The 24,500-nt window shown below is 32.6% G+C and carries 23 protein-coding genes; 19 read left to right on the forward strand and 4 right to left on the reverse strand.

What is annotated here, in order from left to right:
- Positions 1-80 precede the first annotated feature (80 nt).
- Both SB689_RS01615 and SB689_RS01620 read right to left on the reverse strand, forming a co-directional pair.
- Positions 81-1,982 carry a S8 family serine peptidase gene (locus tag SB689_RS01615; protein ID WP_410690353.1) on the reverse strand — a complete coding sequence of 634 codons (1,902 nt, stop codon included), beginning with the start codon at positions 1,980-1,982 and terminating at the stop codon, positions 81-83.
- Positions 1,979-2,776: a hypothetical protein gene (locus SB689_RS01620; protein ID WP_410690354.1), complete on the reverse strand. Its 798-nt coding sequence runs from the start codon at positions 2,774-2,776 to the stop codon at positions 1,979-1,981. Before SB689_RS01620 ends, SB689_RS01615 begins: the two co-directional genes overlap by 4 nt.
- A 168-nt stretch (positions 2,777-2,944) precedes the next feature.
- On the opposite strand from SB689_RS01620, the gene SB689_RS01625 reads away from it, so the two are divergent.
- The 4 genes from SB689_RS01625 to SB689_RS01640 all read left to right on the forward strand — a co-directional run bounded on the left by SB689_RS01625 (position 2,945) and on the right by SB689_RS01640 (position 8,498).
- On the forward strand, positions 2,945-4,096 hold the full coding sequence (locus SB689_RS01625) for a hypothetical protein (RefSeq protein WP_410690355.1): 1,152 nt from the start codon (positions 2,945-2,947) through the stop codon (positions 4,094-4,096).
- Between the two features lie 37 nt (positions 4,097-4,133).
- Positions 4,134-4,646: a hypothetical protein gene (locus tag SB689_RS01630; protein WP_410690356.1), complete on the forward strand. Its 513-nt coding sequence runs from the start codon at positions 4,134-4,136 to the stop codon at positions 4,644-4,646.
- A 19-nt stretch (positions 4,647-4,665) separates the two neighbouring features.
- A complete protein-coding gene (locus tag SB689_RS01635; RefSeq protein ID WP_072406609.1) occupies positions 4,666-5,277 on the forward strand; it encodes an inorganic pyrophosphatase in 612 nt (203 codons plus the stop codon).
- A gap of 485 nt (positions 5,278-5,762) precedes the next feature.
- The gene (locus SB689_RS01640; protein WP_410690357.1) at positions 5,763-8,498 is read left to right on the forward strand and encodes a sodium-translocating pyrophosphatase; all 2,736 of its coding nucleotides are present in this window, start codon (positions 5,763-5,765) and stop codon (positions 8,496-8,498) included.
- Positions 8,499-8,647: 149 nt separating this feature from the next.
- Here SB689_RS01640 and SB689_RS01645 read toward each other — a convergent pair whose 3' ends face one another.
- Positions 8,648-9,787: an aminotransferase class I/II-fold pyridoxal phosphate-dependent enzyme gene (locus SB689_RS01645; protein ID WP_410690359.1), complete on the reverse strand. Its 1,140-nt coding sequence runs from the start codon at positions 9,785-9,787 to the stop codon at positions 8,648-8,650.
- Between the two features lie 88 nt (positions 9,788-9,875).
- Here SB689_RS01645 and SB689_RS01650 point away from each other — a divergent pair, with 88 nt between their 5' ends.
- The 6 genes from SB689_RS01650 to SB689_RS01675 all read left to right on the forward strand — a co-directional run bounded on the left by SB689_RS01650 (position 9,876) and on the right by SB689_RS01675 (position 13,371).
- Positions 9,876-10,931, forward strand: a complete 1,056-nt coding sequence (locus tag SB689_RS01650) for a M28 family metallopeptidase (RefSeq protein ID WP_410690360.1) — start codon at positions 9,876-9,878, stop codon at positions 10,929-10,931.
- 76 nt (positions 10,932-11,007) lie between these two features.
- Positions 11,008-11,451, forward strand: a complete 444-nt coding sequence (locus SB689_RS01655) for a GNAT family N-acetyltransferase (protein WP_410690362.1) — start codon at positions 11,008-11,010, stop codon at positions 11,449-11,451.
- A complete protein-coding gene (locus SB689_RS01660) occupies positions 11,448-11,816 on the forward strand; it encodes a glyoxalase (protein ID WP_410690363.1) in 369 nt (122 codons plus the stop codon). The genes SB689_RS01655 and SB689_RS01660 overlap by 4 nt, the downstream gene beginning before the upstream one ends.
- A 69-nt stretch (positions 11,817-11,885) precedes the next feature.
- Positions 11,886-12,386, forward strand: coding sequence for an endonuclease V (locus tag SB689_RS01665; RefSeq protein ID WP_410690364.1), 501 nt, complete (start codon positions 11,886-11,888; stop codon positions 12,384-12,386).
- Positions 12,387-12,490: 104 nt separating this feature from the next.
- Positions 12,491-12,670: a hypothetical protein gene (locus tag SB689_RS01670; protein WP_410690365.1), complete on the forward strand. Its 180-nt coding sequence runs from the start codon at positions 12,491-12,493 to the stop codon at positions 12,668-12,670.
- Between the two features lie 266 nt (positions 12,671-12,936).
- Positions 12,937-13,371, forward strand: coding sequence for a carboxymuconolactone decarboxylase family protein (locus tag SB689_RS01675; protein WP_410690366.1), 435 nt, complete (start codon positions 12,937-12,939; stop codon positions 13,369-13,371).
- A gap of 78 nt (positions 13,372-13,449) precedes the next feature.
- Here SB689_RS01675 and SB689_RS01680 read toward each other — a convergent pair whose 3' ends face one another.
- Positions 13,450-13,896, reverse strand: coding sequence for a DoxX family protein (locus SB689_RS01680; RefSeq protein ID WP_410690367.1), 447 nt, complete (start codon positions 13,894-13,896; stop codon positions 13,450-13,452).
- Positions 13,897-14,160: 264 nt separating this feature from the next.
- Between SB689_RS01680 and SB689_RS01685 the strand changes: the two genes are divergently transcribed.
- The 9 genes from SB689_RS01685 to SB689_RS01725 all read left to right on the forward strand — a co-directional run bounded on the left by SB689_RS01685 (position 14,161) and on the right by SB689_RS01725 (position 24,352).
- Positions 14,161-14,739: a TetR/AcrR family transcriptional regulator gene (locus SB689_RS01685; protein WP_410690368.1), complete on the forward strand. Its 579-nt coding sequence runs from the start codon at positions 14,161-14,163 to the stop codon at positions 14,737-14,739.
- Positions 14,740-14,801: 62 nt separating this feature from the next.
- A complete protein-coding gene (locus SB689_RS01690; protein ID WP_410690369.1) occupies positions 14,802-16,010 on the forward strand; it encodes an MFS transporter in 1,209 nt (402 codons plus the stop codon).
- Between the two features lie 61 nt (positions 16,011-16,071).
- The gene (locus tag SB689_RS01695; protein WP_410690370.1) at positions 16,072-17,535 is read left to right on the forward strand and encodes a PLP-dependent aminotransferase family protein; all 1,464 of its coding nucleotides are present in this window, start codon (positions 16,072-16,074) and stop codon (positions 17,533-17,535) included.
- An 81-nt stretch (positions 17,536-17,616) separates the two neighbouring features.
- Positions 17,617-18,045 carry a GNAT family N-acetyltransferase gene (locus SB689_RS01700; protein WP_410690371.1) on the forward strand — a complete coding sequence of 143 codons (429 nt, stop codon included), beginning with the start codon at positions 17,617-17,619 and terminating at the stop codon, positions 18,043-18,045.
- Between the two features lie 116 nt (positions 18,046-18,161).
- Positions 18,162-18,959 (forward strand): SDR family oxidoreductase, encoded by a 798-nt coding sequence (locus tag SB689_RS01705; RefSeq protein WP_410690372.1) that lies wholly within the window; start codon positions 18,162-18,164, stop codon positions 18,957-18,959.
- A gap of 126 nt (positions 18,960-19,085) precedes the next feature.
- Positions 19,086-20,000: a helix-turn-helix domain-containing protein gene (locus SB689_RS01710; protein ID WP_410690373.1), complete on the forward strand. Its 915-nt coding sequence runs from the start codon at positions 19,086-19,088 to the stop codon at positions 19,998-20,000.
- A gap of 100 nt (positions 20,001-20,100) precedes the next feature.
- Positions 20,101-20,559, forward strand: coding sequence for a hypothetical protein (locus SB689_RS01715; protein ID WP_410690374.1), 459 nt, complete (start codon positions 20,101-20,103; stop codon positions 20,557-20,559).
- A gap of 279 nt (positions 20,560-20,838) precedes the next feature.
- Complete coding sequence (locus SB689_RS01720; RefSeq protein WP_410690375.1) at positions 20,839-22,332, forward strand: helix-turn-helix transcriptional regulator; 1,494 nt, start codon at positions 20,839-20,841, stop codon at positions 22,330-22,332.
- 526 nt (positions 22,333-22,858) lie between these two features.
- Positions 22,859-24,352 (forward strand): helix-turn-helix transcriptional regulator, encoded by a 1,494-nt coding sequence (locus SB689_RS01725; protein WP_410690376.1) that lies wholly within the window; start codon positions 22,859-22,861, stop codon positions 24,350-24,352.
- Positions 24,353-24,500: the final 148 nt, after the last annotated feature.

Consider the following 24,500-nt stretch of genomic DNA (forward strand, 5'->3'; position numbering starts at 1 on the left):
CAAATACATAAATAAAGGCAGTTTCAAAAAAATGAAACTGCCTTTGTTATACATAAATTGTTGAATTTTAATCCCTGTTATTACTCCTTGATAAACTTTTTGTAATAATGAGATTTAGAATTATTATCAATAATATCAATATAATAAACTCCTTTTAACAAGCTTGAAATATTTAATGATGTACCATTGCTAATAGCCATGTTTTTTTCTAATACCAATCTATGGCTCATATCAAAAATTTTGATATTACTGCCTTTTAGATCCTTTTTAGTTTTAATAAATAAATTGTCTTTAGCAGGTATTGGATAAATACTTATTTCTTCATCCATTGCTTCAGAATATTTTGAAGAATTTATATTTTTTGCTAAATCTTTTACTTGGTTACTAGTTTTATTAATTACCTGAGGATCAAAAGTAGAACATGTATTTGTATTATCTACATAGAAATAATGGCTTTTTCCTGTACCGGGTTCAAGCACTGTGTTTACACCTAATGTAATCCCTTTTCTAGCTTTAAAGTTAATATTTGAATTTTCCGTGAAGCTTTCATTTTGAATCTTGATATACTCTGGAGCATTTACAAGTTCAAAATTCCAACGATTGAATTTTTTATTTTCAATTAAAACTTCTCCGCCGTTCGAAGAATTCATTTGCCAGGCCATTTTATTAGCTTTTCCTGCGTCTAATCTCCCAGCTCCTAAAAGTCCTGTAAATATTTGATTTTGAGGAATCTGATCTATGTTAGCAGCTGTAAGCTTTAAAATAGTTTCTGCTTCAATAGGTGATAAACAAGTATTAGAAGAAAATAAAAGAGAAAGTGCTCCCGAAACTATTGGAGAAGCTAAAGAAGTTCCTATCCACACTCTTCCCAGACATGTGTCACAACCACTGTATGGAAGACCTTCTATGTCGTATGCCGGAGCTACAATATCTACATCTTCATTATTCTGTAATTTATTTTCAAGAATTGCATAATTGGCATAGTGGACATCTTTAACATTAATTGTTACAGAAGTACCGATATCATTATAATGACCAACACCACTTACCGCAATTACATTTTGATATGATGCTGGGAAGACTTTTGCATAACTATTTCCACAAGATGAATTTCCTGCAGCAGCCACCAAAACTGTCCCATTATTATATATCTCATTTATTGCATCTTGCTCTGCTTGCAAAAAACTACAAGACGACAGCCAGCTCATATTTATTATTCTTGCTCCATTTTGTGATAATTGTTTAAGATAATTCCAACTACCATAGCCCAAATGATCTGTTACTAATAGATTATTGTTAAAGCCAATAGAGGATGAACCAAAATTATTATCCGTTTTAGAGCCTGTTAAACCAGCAACCACATTTCCGTGTAGATCACTACTTGCAACAGTTTGTCCGGGCAATGTAGAAATTTTTCCTGTGAATTCTTGATGGGTTAAAAGAAAAGCGGTGTCCGCAATACCTACAGTTACTCCATCTCCTTTGGAATAATCCCATGCTTCTCTTGCATTTACTAAATCTAAATGGCTATGAGCAATATCTTGTGGAAATAAATAATAATCATTAGGAGTATATAAATATGGAAGCGCAATGTTACTATTTGTATTATTTCCTAATTGAATTGGACTATTACTCAAATTTTGTAGCAAAATATCTTCATTTCGGATGTCTATTTTTTCAGATTTTACAATCTCATATCGGTTTAAAGCTGCAAAAGTCTCATAATCTTTTTCATTTCTAAATTCAATGAATGAAGTATTTTTCAATTTTTGAGAAGAGAAATTTGAAAACGCCTCTTCATATTGTATTACTTCAAGATTTTGATTATTAAATGATACTATTTTAGACCGCTCATTTTGCTGGATGGTCTTTGGCTTATTAGATGGATCTTTAAATTCAACGTAATATAAAAACTTATTTTGTTGAGAATAACATAAAACATTTAAAAATAAAAATCCCAAAGCATATTTTGTTATTTTCATTTTTTTGTATTTTGAATATTCTCAATTTTTTTATTTAGATCAATAACATGAAGAGTCAGTTCTTCTACTTTTTTTAGTAAAAGTATGTTCATCTCTTTCAGCTCAATACCTTCTTTTATTGCTTCGTCCGTAGATGGAACTTCGGGAAGGTGCTTGTTCTTTTTAATGTAGCTTTCAAGACTGTTCAGATCCATTAGTTTATAGTTCTCATCAAAAACATAATCAGCCCAACCGTTGTCTGCAGCAATTTCAACTTTTACCTTTTCAGTCTTAATACCTCCTTTTACAAATAATTTATAATTATTACAGTCACTACATGAAGTGAGTGCCTGATTATTCCAATTTATTCCGATTAATACCCTTCCGTTTGCTCTTACTGTGAATTTAGGGGTAGACCAATCCGTTGGGCTTGAAGGTGCAGAAAGCGTTAAAAGACCTACATCATTATTTTGATAATATTTGTGCGAAAGCCACATAATATCACCATCTTTTACTACATTTTGAGCTTCACTGAAAAAGTGAAATCCATCACCTGTAGATTCAGATATAAATTCTGTATTTCCGCGAAGATTTAATGTCAAAAAGGGATTTGGCGCGGTTCCTATGCCCACTTGCCCGTTAGAATTAATTCTTAATCTTTCAGCATTATTTGTTTTTAGGACTAAATCCTGAGCATCTGAAGTTCCAAGATAATTTGTAGTTGCATTGGTTCCGGAATTTCCGTTTAGGTTCCATGTTTGAGCATGGGAGATACCGTTAATTGCAAGTGCAATTAAAATAATAGTTTTTTTCATGGTTTTAAATTGTAAATTAATTTTTTCTAAAAGTAGTGAATAATTTTAAAATGATACAACTACATTTTATAAGTTTTACTAAAAAAAGAGAATAAAAAAAATGAATTAATGTTTTAAAATACTTCTATTCGTACTTCAAATTATTATTTTTGCAGCTAATTTTACTACATGAAAAAAAATATCCCTAAAATTATATTATCATTTTATTTATTGATAATGTCATATTATTTTTACACTCATCAATATTACAATGCTGATATAGAGGCATATATGGGTTTGGTGTATAAAGCAAATTTTCCGGATATGAAAATTGAAGAAATTCATAAAAAAGTCTATGATGAATTATTAGAAAAAAGACCTGAAATTAGTGAGGTAAATACTACCAGAGAAGAAGAGGCAATAGGGGACAACAGTTATTATAAAATCTTGTCAGAAAATCCTAAAGTTTATGAAGAAGAACTTCAATTATTTACAGTAAAACCACTATATAATTTCATTAATTCTATTTTTTTTAAGCTTGGATTTAAAGCTTCAACATCAACTTTTCTTATTACAATTATTTCATATGTCTTAATTGTAATCCTAATCTTCATCTTTCTATTACAAATTCTTAAGAACAACTATTTAGCTTTAATTTTAACCATATTAGTCTCAGTATTCAAACCACTTTTAGACACTTCTCGTCATGCAACACCAGATGGTTTGTCATGCTTGTTGTTATTGCTTAGTTTTTACTTCGCAGTAATGAAAAGAAACATGTTTGTAGCTACTATTTTCGGGATTTTATGCATCCTTACAAGACCAGAATATTTTATTTTTTACAGTTTCTCGCTACTTTTACTTTATATATTTAAGTCTGATTTTAGGTTTAAAACGAGAGAAATTATCTTCTCTTTTATTTATTTTGCTTTAACATTTGGTGTTATACAATATTTTAATCAAATCCCTTGGACAGTATTGTTTATGAACCAATTTACAAAAGTGCAGCTTTATCCAATTTCCAACCCTGATTCTTTTGACTTTCAGGCATATATTGCGTGTGTAAAAAGTAAATTATTATTTGAATTTAATACATCTTATTTTACATTATTAATAATTTTTATCATTCTAATTCTAGATTATAAATTAATAATAAATAGAAATAGAAAAAGTCTCATATATTTAAGCTTCTATGTTGTGTTGTTTATGGCTGTATCTGTACGTTTTATAATGTTTCCTAGCTTGGTTACTAGAATGATGGTAGGCTTTTACTTACTTATAATTTTATCTTTAATAGCCTATCAATCTTCAAAAAAACAAATATTGGAGCAGACGGACTAATAATTATAAAATTATCATTATTTTTGTACCTCAAATTATGACAAGTTTTTCAGGATACCTACCATATGCATTTGCATTGATCATCGCAATACCTTTTTTGGTTTTGCTGAGGCAGTTTGTACACAACTATATCAATCTTAAAAATCAGGAAATAAAGCTTCTTACCGTAAAATCGAATTCCGAAAATAAGACCCAGTCTTATGAAAGAATGACACTTTTTCTGGAAAGAATGAAGCCTTCCAACCTTATTCAGAGATTTGATAAAGATCTTGCCGCTCACGAATTCATTTTTCTTACGGAAAAAACGATTAATGAAGAGTTTGAGTATAATTCTTCACAACAGTTATACATCACAAAAAATTCGTGGAAAAATATTGTTGATTCCAAAAATGCAGTGATGGATTTACTTCACAAAACCTATGACGGATTAAGCGGAAATGCCAATCTTGATGAGTTTAAAACAGTTTTCATCATGAATTATATGGAAAATGAAGACTATATTTCGGCAACAATAGAAGACCTGAGAAGAGAAATTTTAATAATAGCTTAACTAAAAATAAAAATAAATAATGATTCCAAATTTTAAAGCACATCCATGGCATGGAGTTTCTGCAGGAGAAGATGCGCCAAATGTTGTTAATGTATTCGTGGAAATCGTTCCTTCAGATACTATTAAATATGAAGTAGATAAAGAAACAGGATATTTAAAGGTAGATAGACCTCAGAAATTCTCAAATATCATCCCGGCATTGTACGGATTTGTTCCAAGAACATACTGCGATAATGAAGTAATGAAATTGGCGGTTGAAAGAGGAGCTACAGACGTTACAATGGGAGATCATGACCCGTTGGATATCTGTGTTTTGAGTTCTCACAACATTCACGGAGGTGGATTGTTCATGGAAGCTATTCCAATCGGAGGTTTCAAAATGATCGACGGAGGTGAAGCAGATGACAAGATTGTTGCAGTAATGATCGGTGATCACGCTTTCGGACATTTCAGAGATATCACAGAATTGCCTGAAGCTGAAGTGAAACGATTAATGCACTATTTCTTAACATACAAAAACCTTCCCGATGAGCCTGCAAAGTGCAGAATTCAAGAGGTTTACGGTGCTGAACATGCTAGAACAGTGATCAAAGCATCTCAAAAAGATTACGCAGACAAATTCGGAGGATAAAATTCTCTTAATTAAATATATCAAAGGATAAATGAATTTTCGTTTATCCTTTTTTTATTGAAATTTAGACCACAAACGATAAAATTAATAATACATTTTTGGGCAGCTATTCCGCCTTCCGTTCCCGCAATTTTGTAGTTTTGCCACTACTTTTTCCCTTTCCAAAAACTACAAAATGTGCTCCACTCAAGTCGGGCTGCACCTTTCAACCTGTTTTAAAAATTCAACCCTTTCAGAATTTCAAATTCTGAAAAAGTTTTTATATCACGAATCATTTTCTACAATTTAAAACATAAAAATCATGAATATTCCCTCCATTAATATCCATAAACATCCGTGAAAATCCGTGAAATCTGTGGGAAAAGAAAAATCACAATAGCTTAAGCGTTTAAACACTTATTTTTAAATAGTTACAATTGTTTTTGTCAATTTCGTGAGAATTATTTGTTATATTTAATTTTCTATTACCAAAAAAATATTAAACTATGGATCTATTTGTGTTAGTACCAATTTTTGGTGTGATTGCCTTGCTCTATACTTTTTTCCAAAGTAATTGGGTGAGTAAGCAAAATGCCGGAAATGAAAAAATGAAAATTATCAGCGGACATATTGCTGACGGTGCCATGGCTTTTCTAAAGGCCGAGTACAAAGTTTTAACCTATTTCGTAGTTATTGTAGCCATTTTATTAGCCGTAATGGGAATGACGAACGCCAATTCGCATTGGAGTATCGGGTTCGCCTTTGTGGTTGGAGCAATATTTTCAGCATTGGCAGGCTTTATCGGAATGAAAATCGCTACGAAAGCCAATGTAAGAACAGCAGAAGCAGCAAGAACATCACTTTCAAAAGCGCTTAAAGTTTCATTTGCAGGAGGTTCTGTAATGGGAATGGGTGTTGCCGGATTGGCTGTATTAGGGTTGGGATCTTTGTATTTAATTATAAAACAAATTTTCGCGCCCGATGCAACCGTAGATTCCCGTGAAATGGAAACAACGATTGAAATTCTTACCGGATTTTCTCTCGGAGCCGAATCTATCGCACTTTTTGCAAGAGTTGGAGGAGGTATTTACACAAAAGCGGCCGACGTTGGAGCCGATTTAGTTGGAAAAGTAGAAGCAGGAATTCCGGAAGACGATCCCCGCAATCCAGCGACAATCGCAGATAACGTAGGTGATAACGTTGGAGATGTCGCCGGAATGGGAGCTGATTTATTTGGATCTTATGTCGCAACAGTTTTAGCAACGATGGTTTTAGGAAGAGAAACAATTTCTGATGATTCATTCGGAGGTTTTGCACCAATTCTTTTACCGATGTTGATAGCCGGAACAGGAATTATATTTTCAATGATAGGAACTTTATTTGTCAGAATTAATGATAATGAAGGTTCATCAACTTCAAGTGTTCAGAACGCTTTAAATCTAGGAAATTGGGGAAGTATTGTCATTACGGCAGTCGCTTCTTATTTCTTGGTTACTTATATTTTACCTGATAAAATGATTTTAAGAGGTCACGAATTCACTAAAATGGGTGTTTTCGGGGCTATCATGGTTGGATTAGTTGTGGGCACTTTAATGAGTATCATCACAGAATACTATACAGCAATGGGTAAAAGGCCTGTTTCAAGTATTGTGAGACAGTCATCTACAGGTCACGCTACAAATATCATTGGAGGACTTGCTGTTGGGATGGAATCTACTTTACTTCCCATCATTGTATTGGCAGGCGGAATTTACGGTTCATTTCTGTGTGCCGGATTGTACGGTGTTGCTATTGCCGCCGCAGGAATGATGGCTACAACAGCCATGCAGTTGGCAATTGATGCTTTCGGGCCAATCGCAGATAATGCGGGTGGAATTGCCGAAATGAGCGAATTACCCAAAGAAGTTCGTGAAAGAACAGATATTTTAGATGCTGTAGGAAATACGACAGCTGCATCAGGAAAAGGTTTTGCCATTGCTTCTGCAGCTTTAACGGCTTTAGCATTATTTGCAGCCTTTGTCGGAATTGCAGGTATCGATGGAATTGATATTTACAGAGCCGACGTTCTTGCAGGATTATTTGTCGGCGGAATGATTCCTTTTATCTTTTCTTCACTGGCAATCACAGCGGTTGGACAAGCCGCAATGGCAATGGTGGAGGAAGTAAGAAGACAGTTTCGTGAAATTCCGGGGATTTTGGAAGGAAAAGCAGAACCGGAATACGAAAAATGTGTGGCCATTTCTACAGATGCTTCCATTAAAAAAATGATGCTTCCCGGAGCAATCGCGATTATTTCTCCTCTTTTGATCGGATTTATTTTCGGGCCAGAAGTTTTAGGAGGATTCTTGGCAGGCGCTACAGTTTGCGGAGTTTTGATGGGAATGTTCCAGAATAATGCAGGGGGAGCTTGGGATAATGCTAAAAAATCATTCGAGAAAGGTGTTGATATTAATGGGCAAACCTATTATAAAGGTTCAGAGCCTCACAAAGCTTCAGTAACGGGTGATACGGTTGGAGATCCGTTCAAAGATACCTCAGGGCCATCAATGAATATTCTGATCAAATTAATGTCGATTGTGTCGTTGGTCATCGCGCCGACATTAGCAGTTTTACATAAAGATAAAATTGATGCCAACAGAAAAGCTAAAATCGAAAGCCTGATGGGAATGACAAACCATAATTCAACTTCTGAAATTAATGCGGGCGCAGTTGCTGTTCCGTTAACCAAAGAAGTAAAAGGTCATTTAAATGAAAACGGAGATTTTGTGTATGAAACAGGAAATATTGAAGAGATTAAACTAAAAGGTGGAAAATCTATTTCTATAGGTCATGAAAGTCGATTGTATCAAATGTACAATGACGTAAAATTGAAGAATAAAGCCGTTTTAGATCCAAATAATTGGTATACAATTGAAAATTTATATTTCCAGAGTGGATCAAGTGATTTGAAGCCAGGTTCAGAAGCTCAATTAAATAATTTAGCTGAAATCTTAAATGCTTATCCTGATTTGAAAGTAAAATTAGGAGGTTACACGGATAATATAGGAAATGAAGAAAGCAATCAAAGACTGTCTAATTTAAGAGCTCAAACAGCTAAACTTAAATTATTAGAATTAGGAATCTCAGCAGAAAGAGTAGAAGCCGAAGGTTACGGTTCACAACATCCTGTTTGTGAAGCTAATGATACTGATGAATGTAAAGCAAAAAACAGAAGAATCGATGTAAGAGTTCTTTCTCTGTAAATAAAGTTTAATATAATCAAAGCACTGCATCATGCGGTGCTTTTGTTTTATACGCAATCATCTGTGAAAATCTGCGAGATCCGTGGGAGATAAAATCATTATTAATGAAGAGATTGCTTCGTCGCTACGCTTCTCGCAATGACGGCAAACTATAAACTCTTTCTCAAATGCTCCAACGCCTGAATAATTACTTCATCTTTTTTAGCGAAACTAAATCTCACATAATCAGAATTTTGTCTCGAATTATAAAACGCAGAAAGCGGAAGACAAGAAACCTTTTTGTCAATAGTCAGCCATTTTGAAAATTCTACATCACTCATTGTTTTAGAAATATTCCTGAAATTAACCACCTGAAAAACACTTCCTTCTGTCTTTTGCTCAACTTCAAACGGAGTATCTTTAATCAATTCATTAAAAATATCTCTTTTATTCTGCATCAGTTTTTGGGTTTCAAAAGGATCAAAAATATCTAAATATTTAGCCAAAGCATATTGAGCCGGAGCATTCGCACTGTAAGAAATATATTGCTGATGGCATCTGAATTTTGAAGTCAATTCTTCTGGTGTCAACAAATAGCTGACTTTCCAGCCAGTGCAATGAAACATTTTACCCAAAGAAAAAATACAGAAAGTCCTTTTCTTTAATTCAGGATGAAGAAACGAACTGTAATGCTCAATTCCATCATAACAGTAAATATCATAGATTTCTTCTGAAATTAAATAAATTTCCTGATCTTTTATTAATTCGTAAAGTTGATTCCAGTCAGATTTCGACCATATTTTTCCGGTCGGATTTTGTGGAGAATTGATAATAATTGCTTTTGTTTTTTGAGATATACAATTTTGAAGTTTATCCCAGTTTATGGTGAAATCATTATCAAGATCATAATAGACAGGAATCCCGCCATTTAATACAATTGATGGGCCATAAGTATAATACGAAGGCTGAATAACAATAACTTCATCTCCTTGATTTAAAACAGATTTAAGTGAAGTATGTAAAGCAAAGGTTGCACAAGGAACGATAGTCACCTCATTATTTTTAAGCTGAATGCTGTTTTTCCGGTTTAAATTAAATTGAATAATATTTTCAATTAACAAAGGATTTCCCGCAAGTGGCTCATAATTATGATGGTTATAATCTGCAGATTCTTTTAAGTATTGTTTTAAACGAGCATCAATATCAAAATCAGGCAGGCCTAATGACAAATCAAAACTATTATGTTTTGAAGCGAGTTCGGCCATATCGGTGAAAAATGAGTAATGAGTAAATCTGTAAATTTTTTCCATCTATTTTGCATTTAAATCAAATATAAGAAAAATTGTAATTTGTCAAAGATTAAATAAATTTTGTTATTTTTAAACAAATTATTCTAGAATGAAAAAACTGCTTATTCCAATATTTTCTGTTGCTGTACTGGTAAGTTGCGGAACTTCAAAGGTTTCAAATAATACCTCAAAATCCACTGCACCAGTTGTTACTGTTGCAAAAGGAGATAAAGCTTTTCTTGCTGCTTACAAGACGATTACGGCTGACGATCTAAAGAAGAATTTATATGTAATTGCTTCTGATGAAATGGGAGGCAGAGATACCGGAAGTCCCGGACAGAAAAAGGCGGGAGAGTATATGATCAACTATTATAAAACTTTAGGAATTTCTTTTCCAAAAGCTTTAGGTTCTTATTATCAGAAGGTTCCGGCTGATTTTATGAAGAAGAGAGGTGGTGGAAATCTCCCTGATTCTGAAAATATTCTGGCTTTTATCGAAGGAAGTGAAAAACCTAACGAAATTGTTGTTGTTTCCGCACATTATGACCACGTGGGTACAAAAAATGGAGTAGTTTATAACGGAGCCGATGACGACGGAAGCGGAACAGTTGGCGTAATGGAGATTGCAAAAGCTTTTCAGAGTGCAAAAAAGGCTGGGAATGGCCCAAAACGATCGATCCTATTCCTTCATGTAACCGGAGAGGAGCACGGTCTGTTTGGATCTGAATATTACACTGATAATCCTGTTTTTCCTTTAGCGAATACGGTGGTTGATTTAAATATCGATATGATCGGTCGTGATGATCCCGAGAATAGAGGAAAACAGTACGTGTATGTGATTGGTTCTGAAATGTTAAGCTCTGAATTGAAAGTGATTAATGAAGCCGCAAATAAGCGTACCAACAATCTCGAACTGAATTACAGATACGACGATCCAAATGATTCTGAAAGATTGTATTACAGATCAGACCATTATAATTTTGCTAAAAACAATATTCCTGTAGCATTTTTCTTTGACGGAATTCATGAAGATTACCATAAACCGACGGATAAGCCAGATAAAATTGACTATTCTTTACTGGAAAAAAGAACTCAATTGGTATTTGCAACGGCTTGGGAAATTGCCAATCGAGCAGAGAGAATTGTAGTTGATAAAAAACAATAAGTTACATTAAAAATAATAGATAAGCCTATAGTAAATAAAACTTTATAGGCTTTTATTAAAGCTTTAATTAAAGAGTATGACCATTCGTGAAGCCAGAATTGAAGACATCCCACAGATTCAGATTGTAAGAAATTCTGTGAAAGAAAATATGTTGTCTGACCCTAATCTTGTAACAGATAAAGACTGTGAAGAATTTTTATTTGAAAGAGGAAAAGGCTGGGTTGGTGAAGTTGATCATCAGATCGTTGGATTTTCCATTGTTGATCTGAAAGAAAATAATATTTGGGCTTTGTTTCTGCATCCTGATTTCGAAAATCGAGGAATTGGCAGAAAACTTCATGACATTATGCTTGATTGGTATTTTGAGCAGACAAAAGATAACGTCTGGCTTGGAACTTCTCCCAATACAAGAGCGGAAACTTTTTACAGAAAATCCGGCTGGAACGAGATTGGAACACATGGAAAAGGAGAAATTAAGTTTGAAATGACTTACAACAATTGGAAAAACAGAAAATCATGAATCAAAATATAAAATCCATCAGACCTTTTATTGGCGCTAAGAATTTTGAGATCAGCAGGAATTTTTATAAAGATCTTGGTTTCGAAGAAATCGTTTTAGAGCATAATCTTTCTTTATTTAAAAAATGGGAAATCGGATTTTATCTGCAAAATGCCTACGTAAAGGATTGGATCGAAAACACAATGCTTTTTATTGAGGTTGAGAACGTTGACGATTTTTGGGAAGAACTTTTATCTTTAAACTTAACAGAAAAATATGAAGGTGTAAAGTTAATGGCAATCAGAACAATGGATTGGGGAAAAGAATGTTTCGTACACGATCCCTCAGGAATTTTATGGCATTTTGGAGAATTTTTTAATAAATAAATTTAAAATTCACTCGCGAAGCAATATTAACCATTCACCATTCACAACTAAAATTCAAGACCTAGACAAATGATTTACGCTTTCGATACGTATTATTACGATGATTATGCCAATACGATCTGTATTGCTTTTGAAGACTGGGCTTCCGAAAAAGAGACTGAAATTTTCAGCGAAAAAACAAATATCACTTCCGATTATGAAAGTGGGGCGTTCTACAAAAGAGAACTCCCGTGCATTGTAAGCTTATTGCAAAAAATTGATCTTAAAGAAGGCGATATAATCATTGTGGATGGATACGTAACACTGAATAATGACGGAAAAATAGGGTTGGGAGGCTATCTTTACGAAGCTTTAGATCAAAAATATCCAATCATTGGAATTGCAAAAAATGAATTCACAACACCGGATTCTCAAAGAAGAAATATTTACAGAGGAGAAAGCAAAACTCCTTTATTTCTTACTGCAATGGGAGTAAATGTAGATGAAATGGTTCCTAAAATCGAACAAATGCACGGTTCATACAGATTTCCCACTTTATTGAAAAAATTAGATCAATTAACAAGATTATAATCTGGTTTTCAATGAAATACCAATAACCTGACAAAAGTCATTATCTTTATTATTTTTATTAAGTCTAAATAAATATAAATTTGTCTCAATAAAAATAAGTAGTAATGAAGAAGACTTTTATCCTTTCTGCTATTGCTTTTTGCTCAATTATTGAAGCTCAATATTGTACACCGACTTTTCAATATGGAGTAGATGGCAATACTTCACAACTTCAATACGGATCTACACCAGTGCGTGTTCATGGAACTTATTTAATTAAAATTCAGACCAATAATCAAAAATAATTACAGAAAAAATTATTAAAAAGTAAAAACACATATCTAATCATATCCATATCAATTTTTGTTTTTTTCTAACTGACAGCTATAGCTGTCGGTTTTTTTGTTGAATGAAACTTAGGCTCTGGGCTATTCATAATTTTAAAATTGGTATATAAAACTGATTCTTCAAAGCTCTAATTTTGTTGAAGAAATAGGATTTAATTAGCTTTAAATTAATCATTTAATATAATTAAAATCAACAATTAAAACAAAATTAAAATTTCAATAAAATGACAAAAAGAATTAGAATTGACGAAGTGGAATCTGCAGGTTACAAAGCAGTATTGGGAATGGAAAAATTCATTGAAAGTACTCCATTAACGAAAATTCATAAAGATTTGATCAAGATCAGAGCTTCACAAATCAACGGATGCGCCTTTTGCATAGACATGCATACCAAAGATGCGCGTAAAGCCGGAGAAACGGAACAACGTATTTATGCTTTGAACGCTTGGAGAGACACTCCGTTTTTCACAAAAGAAGAGCGCGCAATCTTGGCTTTAACCGAAGAAGTAACGTTAATCAGCAATCATGTGAGTGATGAAACCTACAAAAATGCAGCTGAAGTTTTGGATGAAACTTATCTTGCACAGGTTATCTTGGCAATTATCACAATCAATATGTGGAATAGAATCGGGATTGCAACAGCTTTGATTCCAGCTTAAAAACTTAATATAAATAAAAAACAAAGCTCTCAAATTGAGAGCTTTGTCGCATTAAATAACAAGGAAATAACTGTGGTTTTAGTTATTTTTTCTTTTCATCAAATGATCTAAACTCCATTCATAAGATGATATTCTTGAAAGCAAAAAACTCGATGTACAAGTTACAAATACGGCATAATTGATTGGGGCTTTTATGCCTTTAAATACCGTCATCGATAAGATGAAGATCAATGTCAGGACACAACTTGAAATCGCGGCGTATTTCGTTTTGTAGCCTATAATTAAAAGTACTCCGATAATAAGTTCGGCTACCGTTGCAATGCCTCCCATTACATTTACCATCGGTCTGTCCATAAAAGGCATTAGAGTAGTGGTGTAATCTATGAAGTTTTCCCAATTGCCCCATTCGATGTTTCTCTCGCCCATTGGTCCCAGAATTCCCAATCGATCAGAAACTGGTGTTAAAAATGTAATTCCCAATGCAAAACGTAAAAGAAGTTGCGGGATTTTGAATGAATTTTTCATTTGATTTTATATTATTGTTATTATTTATGGTACAAAAGTAGGTTCGAATTGGGATGTTTATCTATGCCAGTTTTAATAATATAAATAGCCCAGATTATAAATTGTTATTCTTTTAATTAAAGCTTACTGATTCATTTTTAATTATTTATAAGCTTAATAATCAAGTGTGATACTTAATTAATTTTTGAATTTATATATTAATGCAGAAAATATTTGCGTTTTTAGACCGAACGGTTTAAATTTGCATTTTCAAAATCATTTATTATGAGTAAAGCCGAAAGAACCAGACAATTTATTATTGAAACTTCCGCTCCTATTATTAATAAAAAAGGAATGGCAGGAACTTCATTGACGGATATTATGGAAGCGACAAAGCTTGCAAAAGGAGGGATCTACGGTAATTTTGAGAGTAAAGATGAGATTTGCAAGGAAGCTTATTCTTATTTATCATCAAGTCTGGCTGAAAAGTTGAATCAAGCTGTAATTGAAGGAAAAACGGCAGGAGAAAAGCTCGATAATCTGCTTGATGTTTATGAAAATAAAAGCTTAAGCGGTGGCTGCCCAATATTAAATTTTGGGGTAGAAGCCGATGACACTCATCCTGAAATTAAGGAAAGAGTAATGAAATCCATTCTTTCTGCAAAGGGCAGAATTACCAGTATTGCACAATTTGGTATTGATAATAATGAAGTTTCGGCAGATATCAACCCTCCAATTTTTGGAACAAAAGCTTTCACAATGATCGAAGGAGCCATACTTTGCAGAAGAATAATGGATAATGATGAGATCATGCAGATCATTATAGAATCAATCAAAAAAGAATTTGAATCATATTTGATTTAAAATTTTTTACCCATTTTAAGACCGAACGGTCTTTTATTTAAAATTAAAAATAATATAAAATAATGCGAAATTTAGAAACAAATCACAAAGGTTTCAGTACCGTACTGGCTCTGGCTCTCATTCCCTTATCGGGATTTGCAACCGATATTTATTTACCCTCACTTCCAACCATGGCGAAAGATCTGCACGTTTCTACGGCTGCGATACAGTTGTCGTTGGTTTTGTACATGTTCAGTAACGGGATTAGCCAGATTTTCATTGGAAGCATCGTTGACAGTTTCGGGAGGTATAAAGTCGCAGCAATTTCTCTGGCGATATTTTCATTGACGAGTTTTGTGATTGCTTTGGTGCCCAATATCTTTGTCATCTATGCCATGAGGATCATTCAGGGGATCGCGATCGCCTTTATTGTGGTAGGAAAACGCGCTTATTTTGTTGACTTATATTCGGGGGATAAATTGAAAAGCTACATCAGTTTATTTTCTATAATTTGGGCTTCGGCTCCTATTTTAGCCCCATTTTTAGGCGGATATTTACAGGAATTTTTTGGATGGCGTTCTAACTTTTATTTCTTGGGAATTTTATCGTTTTTATTTCTGGTTTTAGAATTGATTTACAGTGGAGAATCGTTAAAACATTTTCATCCATTTAAATTAAAAACCATTGCACAAACCTATGCAGGGAAATTAAAAACACCTGATTTCACACTAGGTTTCATCATTCTTGGAGGTTGTTTTGGAATCGTTGTTGTGTACAGTTTGTCGAGTCCGTTTATTATTGAAAAAGTTTTGGGACATTCTTCAGTAACAACAGGATACAGTTCATTGATGTCTGGACTTTCGTTAATGACAGGGGGAATTATCGCAAAATCACTCATCAAAAAACCGTTGGCTCAAAAAGTAATTACAGCACTTTGTACACAAATTGTTTTAGCTTTATTGATGATTTTTACAGCGCCTTTGAAAACAAATATTTATACTTTGGTTGGTTTTACCATCGGAATTCACATGGCAGGAGGGTTTATGTTTAATATAATCTACGCTTACTGTCTGAGTCGTTTTTCAAAAAATGCAGGGATTGCAAGCGGATTGACAGGTGGGGCGTTGTATATGATCAGTTCAATCGTAAGTTATGGTTTTGCGAATTTATATGCTGTAAAAAGTCAGCTTTTACTGGGAATTGCTAATATTTCTTTAATAATAATCATTGCAATTCTGTTTTTCATCTTTAATAAATACAGAAAATTGGCAGTAATTCAGTTGGATAAATAATAAAAGGATAAGGTTTTTTGGGTTAAATTTGTTTATTAATTCTATAAAATAACCAGCCCAGATGTTACCCTATAAATCCCTGATTCAACTTGACAGAAACACGTCTGTACCGTTGTACATCCAAGTTTGCAATAATTTTATATCATTAATTACTAATGGTACTTTGCACCCTTCGGATGTACTTCCAAGTTCGCGGATATTGGCTGACCTCATCGGAATTAATAGAAATACCGTAAAATTAGCCTACGAAGAACTAATCAGTCAAGGTTGGGCAGAATCTGCCGAACGAAAAGGTGTTTTTGTACTTTCAAATCTGCCTGTAATTTCTAAGAATACAATTCTGGAGTTTAATGTAAATAATGATTCTCAGGAATCTTTTATCTGGACAAATCAGTTTAAAAATTCAACGCCCGGAAAAAACTTTCAAAAAATCGGGCTAACAATTGACGATGGTTTTCCGGATGTGCGTTTGGCGCCTGTTGATCAATTGATGCGCGAGTACAGAAGTCTTTCAAGAAAATTTTACGGTAAAAATTATCTGAAATATGGAAGTGCTAAAGGTTCTGAACATCTTCGAAATTCCATTTGTGATTATCTTTCGACGACAAGAGGTTTGACGGTTTCAAAAGATGATTTGCTTATCACAAAAGGCAGTCAAATGGGGATTTATCTTGCTTCAAAATTGCTGATCAATCCTTCAGATCTGGTTGCGGTTGGTGTTTCAAACTATACGTATGCTGATGAGACATTTAAACATCTAGGCGCAAAACTTCTCAGGATTCCCATCGATGAAAACGGTATGGATATTGATTTTTTGGAAGAAATTTTAAAAAAGAAAACCATAAAAGTTTTATATATAGTTCCTCATCATCATTTTCCGACAACGGTTACGACAAGTATGGAACGACGTTTAAAACTATTAAATCTCGCCAAAAAATACCGTTTTGCTATCATTGAAGACGATTATGACTTTGATTTCCATTACGATAACAAACCTTATCTTCCTTTGGCAAGTATCGACCATAATCATAATGTTATTTATATTGGTTCGATTTCTAAGACTTTTGCTCCGGCTTTACGAATTGGATTCATGTCTGGTCCACCAACATTCATTGATGCAACAGCTTCTTTGAGGGAACTGATAGATAAACAAGGAGATACACTCTTGGAAGATGCATTCGCCATGATGTTTGAAACCGGAGAGATGGAAAGGCATTTCAGAAAATCATTAAAGATCTACAAAGAACGAAGAAACCTTTTCTGTAACATATTACGAAATGATTTTAATGAAATAATTGAATTCAAAACTCCTGAAGGCGGGCTTGCCGTCTGGGCAACTTTTGAAGACAATATCAATTTGATTAAAATGTCTGAAAATGCATTAAAAAAAGGACTCTTCATCGATAACGGAAGTTTTTATAAGAATGAAGTTTTCAATACCAATTCAATGCGATTGGGTTTTGCTTCACTCAATGAAAATGAAATCGTAAAAGCCTTTTCAATACTTAAAGAAGTGATATCTTAAACTTTGGGCTGTATTATATTTTTTGACTGGCATATAATGCTCTGATCGGTCTGTTCTAGCTTTGTATTAAATAATTACAATATGCAGATTAAAGAAATTAAAACTGAGTTAGAAATACAAAAATGTTGGGAAGTTATTTCATTATTAAGACCCCATTTAGACAAAAATAATTGGCTTGAGATCATCTTAGAGATGATGAAGAATGAAAAATACAGCATTGCAGCCATCGAAGATAATGACAAATTTGTTGCGTTTGCAGGACATCGCATCATGAATTCTCTGCACAGCGGACGCATCATTTACATTGATGATCTGTGTACATTGGAATCTCACAGAGGAAAAGGTTTGGCAACACAATTATTAGACTATATTGAAGATATTTCCAGAAAAATGAATCTGGATGCCGTTGTTCTTGATACTGATTTTCATAATCATACAGCTCAAAAAGTATACTTTAAAAGCGGATTTAAGCTTGTGGCCGTTCATCTTGCGAATCGGTTGAAAAAATAATCTTACAATTAATTTTTCTTCATTTCCGTTTTGGCTACATCTTTATCCAATTTGGCAACTTCAGCCTTTCCCTGAATGTAGACCTTTGTCATGTAAAATTTAAACAAACAAAAAAAATGAAAACAATTTTTATAACAGGTGCCTCTACAGGATTAGGAAAAGCAACAGCAAAATTATTTCAAAACAATGGCTGGAACGTTATCGCAACAATGAGAAATCCGGAATCGGAAACAGAACTTACACAACTTGAAAATGTAACTATTCTTCCGTTAGATGTTACCAATTTAGGACAGATTCAGTCAACTGTAAAAAAAGCATTGGAAATCAGTGATATTGATTTGGTTTTCAATAATGCAGGGTATGGTTTGATTGGCCCGTTGGAAGCTTTAAACGATGATCAGATCGTAAAACAGTTGAATACCAATTTATTAGGTGTTATTCGTGTAACTCAGGCATTTATTCCTTATTTCAGAGAGAAAAGAAAAGGAATGTTCATCACAACGACTTCTATTGGTGGATTGATCGCATTTCCATTAGGATCAACCTATCACGCAACAAAATGGGCATTGGAAGGTTGGAGCGAGAGTTTAGCTTACGAACTGAATACGTTTGGAGTGGATATCAAAACCGTTTCTCCAGGCGGAATTAAAACTGATTTTATCAGCCGTTCTCTGGACATGGGAACTCAGCCGGAATATCAGGATATGATTGATACCATGTTCTCTAACACAGAAAGTATGATGGAAGGCGCATCGTCACCGGAACTTATTGCGGATGTGGTGTATGAAGCAGCAACAGATGGCAAAAAACAGTTGAGATATGTAGCAGGAGAGGACGCAAAAGCATTATTTGCACAACGTCTGGAATTGGGAGCCGAAGCTTTCAGAGAGCAGTTCGGGAAACAGTTTATTTAAGTGAATAGTGTGTGAGTGTTTAAGTGTATACGAGTTTTAGGGCTTGTTCTGATTCAATTCATGAGTAATTTACACTTAAACACTATTACCCCAAAACTCTCAAACATAATTTTGTAACTTTAAATTATGGAAAAGAAAGAAAATGCTCCGTTAAAAATTTCATCCATCTCGGAATTGCATCAGATATTACAGCTTCCGAAACCTTTGCATCCGATGATCAGTTTGATAGATAATACGCAAATGGTCATTAATAAAGACATGCTCAAACGTAATTTTATAATGGAATTTTATAAAATTTCTTACAAATTTTCTGAGAACGGAAAAATGGGATACGGGCAGGGTTATTACGATTTCAACGAGGGCGGAATGATGTTTACAGCTCCCAATCAGATCTTATCGACGGATGAAGAGGCGTATTATCATGGCTATACATTGCTAATTCATCCTGATTTTTTAAGAAATTATCCGTTAGCGAAAACCATTAAAAAATTTGGCTTCTTTTCTTATGACACCAATGAAGCCTTGCATTTATCAGACAAGGAAAAAACAATTGTTGTTGGATTATTAAACAATATTTTGGGTGAATTAAATACAGCCATCGACGAGATCAGTCAGGATGTAATTGTATCTTATGTCGAAGTTTTATTGAATTACAGCAACCGATTTTACAAGAGACAATTTATCACCAGAAAGAGTTTCAGTAATGATCTTCTTACTAAAATGGAGGATTTGTTGGATAACTATTTTAACCAACAAGAAACCTTAACAAAAGGTCTTCCAACGGTGGAATTTCTGGCTTCCGAGCTTAATCTTTCGCCACATTATCTGAGTGATATGCTTCGTAATTTGACAGGGCAAAATGCTCAGCAACATATTCATGAAAAACTGATCGAAAAAGCAAAAGAATATCTCACAACAACCAATTTCTCTGTTGCAGAAGTTGCTTATCAATTAGGTTTCGAACATTCGCAATCTTTCAATAAATTATTTAAAAAGAAAACGGATACAACGCCTTTGATTTACAGGCAGTCGTTTAATTAAAAAATATTCAGATTTAAAATCAAGTGCCTATAAATTGTATAGGCATTTTGCTTTTTATTGAGCTAAAATTTTATTTTTGCAGTTCAAAAAAAACAATTGCATGAAAAAAATTATAGCATTGGGATTACTTAATCTCTCAACTCTCGGTTTCGCACAAAAAATTTATACAAAAATTAGTGATTCTAAAATAAATCCTGAAAGACTTCAGGTTGCACAAAGTTTTATTAATCAGTACTTGGATAAATGTAAAAATAAAGATTATACAGAATTTAAAGGTTTTATTATTTCTAAAAGAATAGAAAAGGAGATAAACCAAGATAGAGAAAAAGCATGTTTAGATACAGAAAATATAAAAATTTTAGGATTAAACTCAGTCTATATTCAGGATTATACTAAAGATTATGATCCTGTTGAGCTGTTTGTTTACGATATCAGTGATGAAAAAATTCTCACCCACAAATATTTAAGCACTTGGGTATATCACGATAAAAATGTTATTGGCGGACTTTGGATTTCTCAAGAAAAACCAATCTATAAAAAGAAGAAAAAATCTGAATAAGCTACACCCATATTTATCTGTTTTGCAGCTCCACCAGGAATCGAAGCTGGATCTAAAGTTTAGGAAACTTCTATTCTATCCATTGAATTATGAGGCCTTTATATACTCAAAGTTATTAATTAATCATAAAAAAATAAAGTACAGCAGCAATACTGTACTTTATTTTTTTTAATTAATCAGTATTAATATTAAATTTCAAATTATTAATTGATAACTTAGATTTATTGTTATAAATGACAATAAAAGTATTAAATGTATATTATTTTTAATAATCCTCAAATGCAGAACTTTAAAATAAAATATTTTTTCATTATTGTCTTTTTGACCTTTAATGTGTATTCTTTTGCACAAACAGATCAGAAAAAAAAGATTGATAGTCTTTCTCATTTGATAATGAAAACGTATGTTGAGGGTAACTTCAATCAATATGCTATTTTACAGAATACGACAGAATTATATTATCTTTCTAAGGAAAATAAAAATGTAGATACTCAGCTTCTTTCTCTTTTTGAGGAAGCCAAAGTATATTATATTAATGGCAGCATTGACACAGCTCTTTTGAAAATAAGTGAAGGTATTGATCTGGCAAAATCAGAAAAGAAATATAATTTTCTTTGTCGTTTTCTGCTGATCTATCAAAGATTACTTTTAGAACTTGATCATCTTCAGGCATCAAAAGATATTTTATATAAAGCTATAGAATACAACGGTTTAGTAGAGTTGACGGAAGATAAAGTAACAAATAATGTTTATATTCTTCTGGCAAAAGCTGATATTCTTGCAATAAATGATGCCAAAAAAGATAAAAACCAGATCATTGCTCTAAAAAAACAAGCTTATATCGATGCTCAGAATCTTAAAAGTTCTAACATTTTAAAGACTATTACAGTAATTTTTTCATCAGAATCCTTCGCTTTATCACTTGTTTCTTATGGAATGACGGATGAGGCTAAAAAATATTCTAAAATTATTGATGATATTCTTATACATTATCCAAGTGATGCATTAAGGTTTCAAAATTTTATTATAAAGGGAAAAATAGCAAATGCTGAAAAAGAATATGTTGCGGCAATAGAAATTTATACTCAGGCAGCAGCAATTGCAAAGAAAAATAAAAACTATTTTAAATTATATGAAGCCTATCCCTTAATTTCTGAATCCTACAATGGATTAAAGGATTACGAAAGATCTTCATTTTATTCAAAATCATATAAAATCCTGGTTGACAGTATTAATATTGTGAAGAAAAATGCGGGAGATGTAACGGTGGTAAATAGAATTAATGCAAAAGTTTTAAATCCGGCAGACAGTAAAATCTCGATAAAATATATAATAATTTCAATTTTAGTCGTTTTGTTGGGTATAATTGTATTTATTTTTTTCAGAAAAAAAACTAAAAAGAAGGAAATTGATAGGGTAGAAACTCATGAAAAAAATATTATTTCTGAAAGCAACCCAAATGAATTGAATGATGATTCTGCGGTCACGAAAAAATTAGTTGAACTGGCAAAGGATGATATCAATACATTTCACGTAGAATTTAGAAAAGCGTATCCTACATTTTATAAGACCATTCAGGAGAAATACCCTGAGCTTAACATATCTGATATTAATTTTTGCTCGCTTATTAAAATGAATTTCGGAATTAAAGAGATCGCTCAGTTTACAAAATCAAGCGTAAGAGCCGTTGAAGCAAGGAAATACAGAATAAATAAAAAAATGCAGTTGAAAAATCAAAATGAACTCTTCATTATTCTTTCAATAATTAATTAAAAAAAGAAGCACAAATTTACACAAGTTCTTACCAAAATATCACATTTTCATGGTTGTATAAGCATATGGCATTGATAGTCAAATCTTTTCAAATTTGGAGTATAAATGCAGTAGCATAGTTTTTTTATGCTATCAATAATTTTGTACCAGAAGTTGCAGTGAATTATTCAAATGAAACATTATTTTTTCTACTGAATTTTTACTGTATTATTCAAAATACACACACACCAAAATTAGAAGAAATGAAAATTATTTGATCGGAAGCAAAATACCTGAAATCTAACCACCTGTATTCTTATCATTCTGTTATTACAGTTAAAAAAACGACTTTCTGCATATCTTCAAGAGAAATCAGATTCTATTTTTTTTGAATTCTTAGTTTAAAAAATTAATTAAAATTTTCCGTCGGCTTAAAAATCCTATGATGAAAAATACTTAGGATGAAAAATCATGTCTTTACATATCACAATTCAAAATTCCTTTTAAAAAGGAGTTTAATCACACACCACTTAAAAAAACAACTCAAATGCAAAGGATTAAAAGGGTAAAAAGAACATTTTTTACTATTATATTTTTTCTTTTTTACAATTGCTTTTATGCTCAGAAAGATTATAAAAAGAAAATTGACAGCATTAACGGTTTAATAGAAAAAAGTTATATAGAAGGTAACTTTGATGAGAATATTATTCTAAAAAATGTTACAGATCTTTATTATTTATCACGTGAAAATAGTTGTAAGGAAGGTCAGATCATTTCACTTTTTGAGCAGGCAAAGATATACTTCATTAATGGTGATCTAAATAAGACTTTAGTGAAAATTAATGAAGGTATCGATCTGGCAAAATCAAAGAAAGACTACAATTCACTGTGTCGTTTTCTGCTCATATATCAGGATTTGCTTTTTAAAATTGATTATTTAAACATTTCAAAACAAATCTTAGCAAAGGCGGAAGAATATAATGACCTTGTAAGTTCACCGGAAGAAAAAAGTATTAATGATATTTATATTCTTTTGGGAAAGGCAGATCTATTGGCATTGAATGAAAATATGATCAGCATTAATCAAATCATAAGATTAAAAAAACAGGCCTACGCAGAAGCTTTAAAAATTAAAGACTCCAATAAACTTAAAAGACTTACGCTGATCTATACCCTCGAATCTCTTACTGAATCTCTCGTGAAATTTGGGAAAACAAAAGAAGCCAAAAAGTATATAAATAGTACTGATATACTTTTAAAGGCTTATCCCAGTGAAGGTTTGGTGATTCAAAATTTAGTGATAAAGGGAAATGCCGAAAATACAGATGAAAATTATGATCAGGCTATAAAGTATTTTTCTCTTGCCATTTCAAAAGCAAAAGAAAGCAAAAATGCCTATATACTCTACGAGATCTATCCGCTGATTTCCGAGTCATATGAAGGTCTGAATTCTCCTGAAAAAGCAAAAATTTATTCTCATGCCTATGCCCAGATCCTTGACAGCGTTGATACTGTAAAAGATAAAACAAGTGAGATCAATTATATTGACAGCATACGATATAAAGTTCTCAATAAAAATAAACAAAAAATAACAGAAAGATGCTCTCTTATAATTTTCAGTGTTATTTTGGGAATCATATCGATAATTATTTTGTTGAAAATTAAGATCAAAAATAAACAGAATTTAAATCTCTCAATATCGAAAACTCTTCCCGAAACTGAAATTCCGTCTGAATATGGAGCAGAAGATACAAAAGAACTTGTTTTTCTTGCCAAAAAAGATATCAATACTTTTTATCTGGAATTTCAAAAGCAGTATCCTTCATTTTATAAAACCCTCAAAGACAATTATTCCGAACTTAATGTTTCCGATATCAATTTTTGCTCATTAATCAAGCTGAACTTTAGCATTAAAGAAATTTCACAGCTTACAAATTCAAGTTTAAGAGCTGCCGAAGCCAGGAAATATAGAATCAATAAAAAGATGCAGCTTAAAAGCCAAAACGAATTATTTATAATCCTTTCGATATTGAATAATTAGCATACACAAATTTACACAACCACAATAAAGGGAATAACCATTTTATCACAAATTAATTTTCAAATAACTAAAAATCAATCAGTTGAAAAATTAAAGTAGCATTGCAGTAGTTATAATCCGGCTATTTCGGGGCTAAATTTGCAAAGTA

The sequence above is a fragment of the Chryseobacterium sp. SIMBA_038 genome (genome assembly GCF_046535115.1).
In the GTDB taxonomy this organism is placed as follows: Bacteria; Bacteroidota; Bacteroidia; order Flavobacteriales; family Weeksellaceae; genus Chryseobacterium.